At 61.1% G+C, this 11,313-nt stretch carries 9 protein-coding genes; 4 read left to right on the top strand and 5 right to left on the bottom strand.

The window, feature by feature from the left end; all coding sequences use genetic code 11:
- Positions 1-28 precede the first annotated feature (28 nt).
- Positions 29-2,920 carry a Tn3 family transposase gene (locus VHN57_RS27615; RefSeq protein ID WP_016746447.1) on the bottom strand — a complete coding sequence of 964 codons (2,892 nt, stop codon included), beginning with the start codon at positions 2,918-2,920 and terminating at the stop codon, positions 29-31.
- Positions 2,921-3,045: 125 nt separating this feature from the next.
- Between VHN57_RS27615 and VHN57_RS27610 the strand changes: the two genes are divergently transcribed.
- On the top strand, positions 3,046-3,666 hold the full coding sequence (locus tag VHN57_RS27610; RefSeq protein ID WP_008832583.1) for a recombinase family protein: 621 nt from the start codon (positions 3,046-3,048) through the stop codon (positions 3,664-3,666).
- Entirely contained in the window at positions 3,663-4,193 is a 531-nt protein-coding gene (locus tag VHN57_RS27605) for a GNAT family N-acetyltransferase (protein WP_007686150.1), read from the top strand. The genes VHN57_RS27610 and VHN57_RS27605 overlap by 4 nt, the downstream gene beginning before the upstream one ends.
- Before the next feature lie 298 nt (positions 4,194-4,491).
- On the opposite strand, the gene istB is transcribed toward VHN57_RS27605, so the two are convergent.
- The 4 genes from istB to VHN57_RS27585 form a co-directional block, all read right to left on the bottom strand.
- Positions 4,492-5,337: an IS21-like element helper ATPase IstB gene (istB, locus tag VHN57_RS27600; protein WP_380798881.1), complete on the bottom strand. Its 846-nt coding sequence runs from the start codon at positions 5,335-5,337 to the stop codon at positions 4,492-4,494.
- Complete coding sequence (gene istA / locus VHN57_RS27595) at positions 5,334-6,836, bottom strand: IS21 family transposase (protein WP_380799335.1); 1,503 nt, start codon at positions 6,834-6,836, stop codon at positions 5,334-5,336. The genes istB and istA overlap by 4 nt, the downstream gene beginning before the upstream one ends.
- Positions 6,837-7,263: 427 nt before the next feature.
- Entirely contained in the window at positions 7,264-7,557 is a 294-nt protein-coding gene (locus tag VHN57_RS27590; protein WP_286999910.1) for a BrnA antitoxin family protein, read from the bottom strand.
- Positions 7,541-7,831 carry a BrnT family toxin gene (locus VHN57_RS27585; protein WP_353744022.1) on the bottom strand — a complete coding sequence of 97 codons (291 nt, stop codon included), beginning with the start codon at positions 7,829-7,831 and terminating at the stop codon, positions 7,541-7,543. The genes VHN57_RS27590 and VHN57_RS27585 overlap by 17 nt, the downstream gene beginning before the upstream one ends.
- A 247-nt stretch (positions 7,832-8,078) precedes the next feature.
- On the opposite strand from VHN57_RS27585, the gene VHN57_RS27580 reads away from it, so the two are divergent.
- Both VHN57_RS27580 and VHN57_RS27575 read left to right on the top strand, forming a co-directional pair.
- Positions 8,079-9,713 carry a plasmid recombination protein gene (locus tag VHN57_RS27580; RefSeq protein ID WP_286999908.1) on the top strand — a complete coding sequence of 545 codons (1,635 nt, stop codon included), beginning with the start codon at positions 8,079-8,081 and terminating at the stop codon, positions 9,711-9,713.
- A 394-nt stretch (positions 9,714-10,107) separates the two neighbouring features.
- On the top strand, positions 10,108-11,148 hold the full coding sequence (locus VHN57_RS27575) for a replication initiation protein (protein WP_286999912.1): 1,041 nt from the start codon (positions 10,108-10,110) through the stop codon (positions 11,146-11,148).
- Positions 11,149-11,313 lie beyond the last annotated feature (165 nt).

Here is an 11,313-nt window from a genome sequence, read left to right as displayed (position 1 = left end):
GGGGGCGTTTGCGGGAGGGGGCGGAATCCTACGCTAAGGATTTGGGCCAGCGATATTCCCCGGTTAGATTGATGTGTTCCCATCCCAACGGCGAGACGTGGGCGAGTAGATCAGGCGCGATATGGGTACCGCTGGCGGCCCGGGTATTGACGACCTCGCCGAGCTTCATGGTGTTCCAGAATATGATGATGGCGGCGAGCAGGTTCATTCCGGCGATGCGATAGTGCTGGCCTTCGCCGGATCGATCCCGGATTTCACCTCGGCGGTGGAAGCTGATGGCGCGCTTTAGGGCGTGGTGGGCCTCACCCTTGTTGAGGCCGATCTGAGCCTGGCGCTGGAGGCCGGCATCAAGAATCCAGTCGATCATGAACAGGGTTCGCTCGATGCGGCCCACCTCTCGCAATGCGAGGGCCAGCTCATTCTGGCGCGGGTAAGAGGCGAGCTTGCGAAGAATCTGGCTGGGGGCGACGATCCCCGCTGCGATCGTCGCCATGATGCGCAGGATGTCGGGCCAGTTGCGCTCGATGAGCGGTTCATTGATCTTACCTCCGACCAGCGCTCGCACATTGGCCGGCGTCGCGTTGGGCGTGAAGGCATAGAGTCTTTTCTGAGGGAGATCGCGGATACGGGGGGCGAACCTGTAGCCGAGCAAGGCGCAGGCGGCGAACACATGATCGGTGAAGCCGCCCGTGTCGGCAAAATGCTGGCGAACGCGGCGGCCCGCGTCATTCATGAGCAGCCCGTCCAGGATATAGGGAGCCTCGCTGACCGTTGCCGGGATCACCTGGGTTGCGAACGGCGCATATTGATCGGACACATGGCTGTATCCCTTGAGGCCCGGGACGTTGCCATATTTCGCGTTGATCAGATTCATCGCCTCGCCCTGCTCGGTAGCAAGGAAGAACTGCCCGTCGCTGGATGCCGATTGCCCTTGTCCCCAGAAGGCGGCCATGGGCAGGGCGGCGTGGGCCTCCACGATCATGGCGAGCGCCCGATCATAGGCGCTGCCTTCGACATGCCAGCGCGCGATCCGCAGCAATTCCCAGAAGCTGTGCGTGTTGGTCGCCGCCGCCATCTTGCGCAAACCGAGATTGACGCCTTCCGCCAGCAACACGTTCATCAGGCCGATCCGGTCGCTGCAGGGCGCGCCGGTGCGCAGATGCGTGAACGCCTCGGAAAATCCGGTTCGCTCATCGACTTCCAGCAACAGATCGGTGATCCTCGCGGGCGGGAGCTGTTGATAGAGATCGAGCACGAGATCCTCGGCCCCTTCGGGCGTGTCGGCCCTCAGCTTGTCGATGTGCAGCTTGCCGTTCTCGATGATGCCGCCTGGGATCGTGCCGGTTCGCGCCGCGCGGCCAAACTCCTTCAGCCGTGTATCCAGTCGAGCCCTGCGCTCGGCCAGCCATTCGCCGGGTCGCAGCGGCACGGCGAGCCGCGCGGTCTGCTCTATCGCCTGTGGCGGGACCAGAAGCTGCTTGAGGTCGCCATAGCGGCGCGATCCCGCCAACCATATGTCACCGGACCGGAAGGCGTCGCGGATGTGGAACAGCACCGCGATTTCCCAAAGCCGGTGGTCGCCGCTGGGCTCAGCGCGAAGATGACGATGCCATTTCGAGTTGGGACGTAGAAAATCCACCGGCGGATCGACCTTGATCCCGTTACGCAGCATCGCAACGGCCGCCAGAAGAGGCGTGGCGATCGGCGCCGCCTGCATGTCGAGCAGGCGCAGCATCCTGGGCGCGTAGAGGCGGAAACGGTGATAGCCGTCCAGCACACGGCTGAGCGGGTCGGCCGCGAGCACGTTGGTCAGCGCGGAGGCCGTGGCGACAAGGGTTCTGAACCGTTCCCAGCCAGGCCCGGTGGCGATTATCCCGTCCAGGGCCGTGCCATCGTCCTGCGCTCCAAGCAAAGCACCACCGATTTCGGCAAAGGACTTCAGCGTGTCCCGAACGGCCGCCTTTTCGTCGGCGATCCTGGTGTTGCAAAGGCGTTCGGAGGCCCGATAGAGACGGCCTACGATGCGATCGTGGGTCTCCACGATGACATCGGCCAGCGATGACCGCCATTCCAGGGTGCAGACAGCGAGGATCGCAAGCCGCCTGTCTTCGGGCAGATCACGCATGCCGTCGGCGTAATAGCGCTCGCCCTGCCGGCGAAGCCGGGTCACACGATGCGCCGGCACGCCGTCCAGCAAATCCGCCGGAAGATCGAACCTTTGAAGATATTCCAGTCGATCCATCAGCCGGTTAGCGGCTGCTGAATTTGCGCCAACCTCGAACTGTCGCAGCCATACGAAGCGCGTGACGCGACCATCCACCGTATCCTCCAACAGGTGAGCCAAATTCTCGCTCAGGGTTGGCGTGATGCGATGGGCGATAAGATCCTCGATCCGGCGCTCGGCCTCAACCAGCGCATCGGCGCAAAGGCGCTCGATCGTCGAGGAGCCGGGAAGGATCGTGCGGGTGCGGCGACACTCCGCAACGAAGCGACGGGCAAGATCCTCATTCGATGTCGCCGCCTCGGCTTCCCGAGCGATCCATTCGCGCAAATCCCGTGCGCCCCGCCCCGAAAAGGAGCGATAGCCGTAGATTCGGCGAAGGTCCGCCAGATGCTCGTGCCGGGTCTCCTCGCGCGCGGCATAGAGGAGTAGATCGTCGCTGGTCAGGCCGAGCTGGGCCGCGATGAAATCCGATACCTGCGCCGGGATCAACTCGCCAGGAGCGAGCACCCGGCCCGGGTAGCGCAGGACGCACAGTTGCAGCGCGAAGCCAAAACGATTGTGGGCGCGCCGGCGCTGGCGGATATGCCCGAGATCCTCATCGCTGAGGGTATAGTGCCGCAGCAGCTCACCTTGATCGACCGGCAAGTGAAGCAGCGCCTCGCGCTGTCGATCGGTCAGGGTCACGCGACGCGGCATACATGCTCCTTATTCTTTCCGAGCTACGGTTTGAGATAGCTTGATTGAGATGCTGGTTAAGATACACAATAGCCCAATCTTATGTGCTCATGTTCGTCACCGCCTCAAACCTTCGTTTGTGATCCATGCTGATCGGCTACGCCCGCGTGTCCAAAGCCGACGGCTCGCAGTCGCTCGACCTGCAGCACGATGCCCTTCGCGCTGCCGGTGTCGAGCCAGGCAATATCTATGATGATCGTGCATCCGGTAGCCGTGATGATCGCCCCGGTCTTGCCGCCTGCCTGAAATCGTTGCGCGACGGCGATGTCCTCATCGTTTGGAAGCTCGACCGGCTCGGCCGAACGCTCACCCACCTGGTCAGCACGGTGCAGAATCTGTCGGATCGCGGTATCGGTCTGCGGGTGCTCACCGGCAAGGGCGCGCAGATCGACACCACGACGCCATCGGGCCGGATGGTGTTCGGCATTTTTGCCACACTGGCGGAGTTTGAGCGGGATATGATCCGCGAGCGCACCATGGCTGGCCTGGCCGCTGCCCGCGCGCGGGGACGCAAGGGTGGCCGCAAGTTCGCCCTCTCCAAGGCCCAGGTGCGGCTCGCTCAGGCTGCTATGGCCCAACGCGACACGTCCGTTTCCGACCTCTGCAAGGAACTCGGGATCGAGCGCGTCACTCTCTACCGCTATGTCGGTCCCAACGGGGAACTCCGGGATTACGGTCAGCGCGTGCTTGCTGCCAAAACGCGATGATGATGACGGGAGCCCCGATCAAACTTACCCAAGCGGACGCCGCAGACGTTGCAGACCTGTACAACCGTTGCAGCGACTATTTCCTGTTGCAGGACGGGGCCGCGCCCACGCTGGACGATGCTCGCGAGCTTTTCTCCGATGTGCCGCCCGAAAAGAGCGCCCACAATCAAGCTGTCCTGGGATGGAAGGGGCCTGGCGGCCTATATGCAATCGCGGCCATCCTCCGCGATTATCCGCGTGATGGCACATGGTATCTCGGCTTCATGATCGTAGATGCCGCACAGCGTGGTCGTGGCGTCGGACGCTCAATTTACTCGACGGTCGAAAGCTGGGCCGCTGCGAGAGGTGCCACAGAGATTCGGTTGGCCGTGCTGGAAGCGAATGAAGCGGCAGAGCGATTTTGGCGTTCTCTCGGCTTCATTGAGTATCGGCGCGTTGGGCCAGACACCTTCAAAATGCGTAGCCATCGCCGGATAGAACTGAGCCGTCGCCTTTCTGGCGCGACCGTAGAAGGCAGCAACAAGTAAGATCTCGCGCCGGCTATCTGGGCGAGCTTGGCGTAGGATTCCGCCCCCTCCCGCAAACGCCCCCAACCTTGGCAAGGTGTTCGTCTGGGTTGATCCAAGTGCGAAAGAGATGCCAAAGCTAAGTTACTCGCAACTTAGCTTCGAAGGCGAAGTGGTCGCCCTGCAGGATCATATCACCACATTGCGGATGGAGCTCGCTATAGCGCGGCGATCTGGATGAGAAGCTGGCGTCAATCAGGATGAGAACTGATCGTCGCGGTGTTCATGTGGTGCCTGCTTTGATTGACGCTGGCAAGCGCTACTCGCAGGTTTGATTGTCGCTGCGCGACATTTCCTCGGTGGACTTGATTGTCGCGAAGGTCGCTGGCCGGCCAGCGCGTGATTGTCGCTGGATCGCCGAGCGGCGGCGGTAGCTCTCGACGTTCATTTCGAAGATCGTCGCGTGATGCACAAGGCGGTCCACGGCGGCGAGCGTCATGGCGGGATCGGGGAAGACCCGGTTCCATTCACCGAAGGGCTGGTTGGCGGTGATGAGCGTGGAGCGCCGTTCGTACCGCGCGCTGATCAGCTCGAACAGGACGGACGTTTCGGCCTGATCCTTGGTCACATATGCGAGGTCGTCGAGGACCAGCAGATGATATTTGTCGAGCTTGGCGATCGCGGCCTCGAGCGCCAGTTCGCGGCGGGCGACCTGAAGTTTCTGGACCAGATCGGAGGTGCGAGTGAACAGGACACGCCAGCCATTTTCGATCAGCGCGAGACCGATTGCCGCTGCCAGATGGGTTTTACCCCCGCCCGGTGGACCGAACAGGATGAGGTTGGCGCCTTTTTCGAGCCAGCCATCGCCGGAACACAGCGCTGTGACCTGGGCGCGCGAGATCATCGGCACCGCGTCGAAGGCGAAGCTGTCGAGGGTCTTGCCCGGTGGCAGGCGGGCTTCGCCCAGATGCCTTTCGATCCGGCGACGATCCCGTTCTGCGATCTCATGCTCGGCGAGCGCCGCGAGCAGACGGGCGCCAGGCCAGCCTTCCTTATCGGCCCGCGTGGTGAAGTCGGACCAGACCAGTTTGATCGCCGGCAGGCGCAGGTCGTTGAGGATGAGGCTCAGGCGCTGGGCGTCGATAGCGGGTGCGTTCCGGCTCATGCGGCTTCTCCCGTCAGGAGAACATCGTAGGTGGCAAGGGGGACCAGTTCCACCACCACATCGGGAAGCGCCGCTGGATCTGGAGCAAAGCGTTTCCGCAAGGCATCCATGTCAGGGAGACGATCGGCAGCCACGTCAGCGGCCAGCAGTTCCGCGAGTTCCGCTTCGCAGGCTCTTTCGTGCGCCATTGCCAACAGCTCTACCATCTGCCGGCAAGCGGTCCGTTCGGGCAACGCGGCGATGAGCCGGTCAAAGGTCTGATGATACGGCTCCCTTGGGAACAGCTGGTCACGATAGACCAGCTTCAGGAGCGCCATGGGTTTGCGCCGCAGGCTATGGATGACGTGCCGATAATCGACCACATGGCCGTGGGCGCCATTGTTGAAGGACCGTCCGCGCCGCAACGTCATCAGGTGGGTGCCGCCGATGAAGAGATCGAGCCGGTCATCGTAAAGCCGGACCCGTAGCCTGTGTCCGATCAGCCGTGAGGGCACGGTGTAGAACACCTTGCGAAGGGTGAAGCTGCTGCTCGAGGTGACCGTGACGATCGTCTCCTCATAATCGCTGGTGCGCGCGCCAGGCAGCGGCTGCAATACCGCACGCTCGGCGTCGATGCGCGGGCCATTGCGGCGGTTCTTGCGGCTGACGACCTCGTCGATGAAGTGCCGGTAACTCGCCAGATCATCGAAGTCCCGCGATCCGCGCATCAGCAGCGCGTCCTTTATAGCCGCCTTCAAATGCCCGTGCGGGCTCTCGATCCCGCCATTCTCATGGGCAATGCCGCGGTTGTTGCGCGTCGGCGTCATGCCATAATGTTCGCACAGGGCGTCATAGCGCAGCGTCAGATCCTGCCGGGCGTCGGCATCCAGGTTACGGAACGCGGCCGACAGGCTGTCGCTGCGATGCTCGGTCGGGGCGCCGCCGACGGCCCACAGGGCGTTTTGCAGCCCCTCGGCCAAAGCGACATAGCTCTCGCCGCCCAGAATGACATGGGCGTGTTCGAAGCCCGACCACATCAGACGGAAATGGTAGAGGCGATGGTCGAGCGGCACGCCAGCGACCGTTACCTCCTCATCCTTCATCTCGGTGAAGTCCGACAGGCCGAGCCGTCCTGGTTCATGCGTCTGTCGGAAGATCACTTCCTGTTCAGGGCCATGAATGGCCCGCCACGCCCGGATACGTCGCTCCAATGTTCGTCGGATGCCCGCATCGAGATCAGGATGCCGGCGCAGCATCTCCTCGAAAATGGCAACCACCCTGATGCCAGGCGCCGCCTGAAGCAAGGGCACGACCTCTTCCTCGAATATCCCGGCTAACGGATCCGGGCGCCGCCGCTCTCGCTGGGCCTGTTTCTGGGATGGAAGCCGAGGATCTCCCTCAATGCGATAGGCTGTCGCCGTGCTGATCCCGGCCTTTGCAGCGGCCACCGGCACGGCATGGGTATGTCGGAACTTCATGTAGAGCCTCATCTGATGATCGTTGACGTGGCGGCCCGGCATCCGCGGCATCCCCTCTCTCGAAGTTATGCCTCTGAGTACCTGACCGGCCGCAACCACCAGAAACGCCCCCAGAAAGGGCGCAATCGCCACCTGCTGATCCGGCTCCGGGCTACGCCCTACGCCGGATCAGCAGGTGGCGATTCTCATCTTGATTGACGCTGCTCTCTCATCCTGATTGTCGCGCGGCAGCTCGCGCAAGTCCGAGCCGAACGCGATGTACTGGCCGATCGTGCTTCAGAAGCGGACCGGTTAAGAGCTGAAGCCGCAGGCCTGATCGCAACGGTCGACGAGGTAAAGGCGGATCGTGATTACTGGCGCGAAAGGGCCCAGCGAGCCTTTGAGGAACGGGTAAGGTCCCTCGAAGAGCAGGTACAAAGCGCTGAGCCTCCCCGCAGGAGCTGGTGGTCATTCGGTCGCCGGTGACCCCTTATCCGTGGCTGTGCGCTGCCTCTTCATCAAGCATATGCTTACGGAGAATACGGTTCATCTCGGTCTGATATCGCCCACTCTGAGCGTGGGTTTTATACCAAGCGAGAACATCCAGATCGACACGCAGTGTCACCGGCTTCTTGAGCGGCTTATAAAGTGGCCGGCGCGCCTCGTTCCAGGCTTCCGGTCGGGCTTCAGGAATATCCGAGGTGTCGATCTGATCATCGGACATTGCCGCTAGATCTGCGAGCAGCTTTTGCTGCTCTGGGCTGAGCTCATAGTTCAGCTTCATAGCGCTTCCTTTCATGACTGGTCGCTTTTCGGGCGCCGATGATCCGAACATGTTCATCATCATCTGGATCTGGGTAAGTATGAACCACCACGAGGATGATCTGGTCACCGACCCTGCCTACCGCATGCCAACGCTGCTCACCGGTCGCCGGATCGTTACGATCTTCAAGCAGCACATGGAGCGGATCTTTCCAGACCAACGTAGCAAGGTCGAATGAGACGCGATGCTTCGTCAGATTCGAAGCCGCTTTGTTTGGATCCCACTCGAATGTCACGACTGCTCCTGTATTGACGTTTTTGTCAATACACCAGGATGCAGGAGAAAGCGAGGGGTGGGGGGGATATCCCCGAACACCTCGACCGGCGCAGCCTGGTCGAGGTCGGGCCGCAGGCCCGCAAGCTGGTCCAGGGCGCAGCGCCTGGCGAGGACGCCTCCTTTATTTCGAGGCGCAGACCGAAAAAAGGTGGCCCGAGTGCCACCTTTATTTTTCAAATGAAAGGGCCTACCCTTCGGGTATGGCAATGTTCGCAACCCTTTCGCATGGCAAGATCAGCTCCTGGGAGACGATCGCAGCCGCTCATGGACACAACACGCGTTCGATCGAGGTGCCCAACGCTGACCCCAAAAAGCTGGGCACGGTCGAAGTCCTTGATCTGCCCGGTCAGAATCTGACCGACCGGATCAAGGACCGGCTCGCAGAGGCCGGGGTGACCAAGATCCGAAAGAACGCGGTGCTCGCGTTCGAAGATTTGTACGGCGCTTCGCCAGACTACTGGGAACGTCAGTTTCCCTCAGGCTGGGAGAAGGCCACCATCGATCAGCTAATGGCGGATCCGCTGGTGAAGGCCGTTGAGGATTTCGTCCGAACAAAGCACGGCGACAACCTGGTGTCGCTTTGCTGGCATTTCGACGAAAAGACGCCGCACTGCCATGTGGTATCCATTCCGCTGGTCACGCGCGAACACGCACAGAGGGGGCGCAAGCGCAAGGATGGGACCGCGCCGAAGCCGGTCGTAAAGACGACCCTGGCCGCGAAAGAGATCCGTGGCGGATCGAAATTCGCGCTCGAGCGGGAGCACGATGAGTGGTCCGCGTTCGTGGCCCACCTTGGCCTAAAGCGCGGGACAAGAGGAAGCGAAATTGGCCCTGAGGAAATGCGTGAGAGGCGGCTTCGCGACCCTCAGGCGTCACGCCAAGGCGAGGAGGCCGCGCGCCTGAGGAAGTCGCTGAAGGCGAAGGAAGCGGCCGGCGCCGATGCGATGATCAAGATGATCGAAACCGGCCAGCAGCTGGCCGATCGCCTGAAAGCTGAGGCGGAGGAGACAGTGGCGAAGGAAATCGCTGATGCAAAAGCAAAAGCGACGGCGGCGAGCGAGCAGCAGAACGCGGCCCGTCTGGATCGTGAGGCTGCAGCAGCGGCACGGACCGCTGCGGATGAAGACCGCAAAAAGGCGGCGGAGGAGCGCGCTGAGGCCGAGCGCGTGAAGAAGGAAGCTGTGAGGCGGGAAACCGCCCTAAAGGACCGTGAGACAGCTCAAAATGAACGGGAGACGGCCATCATAATTGGCCTCGAGGCGATCTCCGAAGGGAAAATCCAGCGGGGTGCCCCGGACACCACCGACCAACGGAAGCGTGTAATCTGGTTCGATACCAAGCTGCCAGCTGAGGAAAAAGCCAGCCTGAGGGCCAAAATCATACCAGCGTGGGAGTGGGTCAGCCGCACCGCGGAGATATCCCACCGCATGCGGTCCAAACAGCTCGAGGATGCAGAAAAAATCCGCAAAGATGGCCAGGAGGTCGAGCGACGGACAGCAGAACTAGATGACCGCGCCCATAACTTGGATACTCGAGAAACCAATTTGGCCACGAATGAAACGCAGGTCGAGCGCCTGCTTGCACAGCTCAATCCGCTGATTGATCGGGTCAATAGCGTATTGGAACGCCTGAAAGATGCGCCTCTCGAGATTCGCCGCTGGCTCAATCCTGTGGAGAATCTCGCGAAGCCAATTGGTTCAGTTCTGCAGCAAGCTGAGGAACTGCGAAAAACTCAGGATTTGGTACGGGTACGGGCCAAAGGGCCCGCTACGAAGCTCGCTGAGGACGATTTGCATGTTCAGGCGGCCTATGCTGCCCAAAAGGGCGGAAATGGCCTCTAGATCCTTCTGTGGCCGTTTTAGAACTGAGTTCACCTCCTCTTCCCCCTGATAGCCTTGCTACGGTGCGTCATGAGTTAGCTTGGAGAAGGATCGCTACGCTCCCCTTCTCACCGTCCCGGTCTTTGCCACCGATAGCTTTTCGCGACGTATCGTTGGGGGCTCACAGGGATCCCCATACGCTAACGCCGCTCGCGAGCGGCAAAACTGCGCGCAGCGCCCTAATTGTTCTTAAGGTTCTAAGGTTCACCCCCCCTGAACCCCGCAGAAAACTGCCGTTTTTTGAGCCTAAAACACACATATTGGGAGCGAAAGCACACATATTGGGAGCGAAAGCACACATATTGGGAGATAAAACACACTTGAAAACACATATGTGTGTTTTATGAGTGTGCTTATGCGCATTCCCATGAAGCAAGCTCTCGTTGATCGGGCAGATCGTACTGACGAACTCGTCGCCTCGGGTCGTCAGGTCGATATGGTGTTCAAGGCTGGCCAGAAGGCCCTGAGCCTGCGGGCGCAGAAGTTATGGCACCTGCTGGTGAAGGACGCCGGGGTGAAGCTGGCCGACAACACGACGCACACGATGGCGCTCTCGGATCTCTACCAGACCGGCTTGGGGCACATGACGTTGGCCGAGCGCATCGACACCCTGCGCGAGTTGCAGACCACGTTGGTTGAGGTCACAGCCCCATCGGCCAAGGTCAAAGGCCGGATGCGCGTCATTTCTGGCCCGCTGCTCGACTACGTGGCCCGCGACGAGGACGACCGTGGCGATCTGGAATGGTCCTTCAGCCGCGTCCTGCGCACCGTTTTCGCCAATTCCGACCACTGGGCGGTATTGTCCAGGCGCGCAGTCATGGCCTTCGAGAGCCGCTATTCCCTCCGGCTTTACGAACTGATCGCGCTGCGCGCTGGCCTCAACCACAAGACCACTGAGACATTCTCCCTGGACGATCTGCGCGCTCGTCTCGGAGTGCCTGTCGGCAAGCTGACTAGCTGGATCCATCTTCGGCAACGAGCGCTCGATCCGGCCATTGCCGAGGTGAACCAACTCGCCGGATTTCGCGTGACCTATGAGCCACTGAAGAGCGGCCGATCCGTCGCGTCGGTACGCCTGTCTTGGCAGGTCAAATCCGCCCCCGATCGGACGGCCACCAAGCGCGAGCTCGACGGATCAAAGGTCGGCCGGAAGGCGCGACGTGATGGATCGGTCGAACAGGTCGCTGCGCCTGCGATTGAGTTCCCGACTGGGTCGATCCGACATACACCTTTCGGCGCCATCGCTTTGGCCAATCTGCCTCATCCTGCGCGAGATATTGATATGGTGGCCAACGATTTCAGGGCTTGGGCTCAGCGGGACACCAAGCCTCTACGCGGTGACCAGGTCACGGCGATGTTCGCTGGATTTTGCCGCCGGCAGAAACCAGCGAATTAGACTTCTAAAGCGTGCTAACACCATTCCATTGGTAACTTAGCATGAGGCTTCTATGGAACTGGTCCGCATGTCTTTAGCAGAGGCAGGCCAATGCCTCGGCATTCCGACGAACACGGTCCGTTCACGTTGGAAAGCTGGGAAAATTAGAGGAGAAAAGGACAACCT

The organism is Sphingobium salicis subsp. salicis (assembly GCF_049472635.1).
In the GTDB taxonomy this organism is placed as follows: domain Bacteria; phylum Pseudomonadota; class Alphaproteobacteria; order Sphingomonadales; family Sphingomonadaceae; genus Sphingobium; species Sphingobium yanoikuyae_A.
The sequence above is the reverse complement of the archived record's forward strand: the minus strand, read 5'-3'. Positions and strand labels throughout refer to the sequence as shown.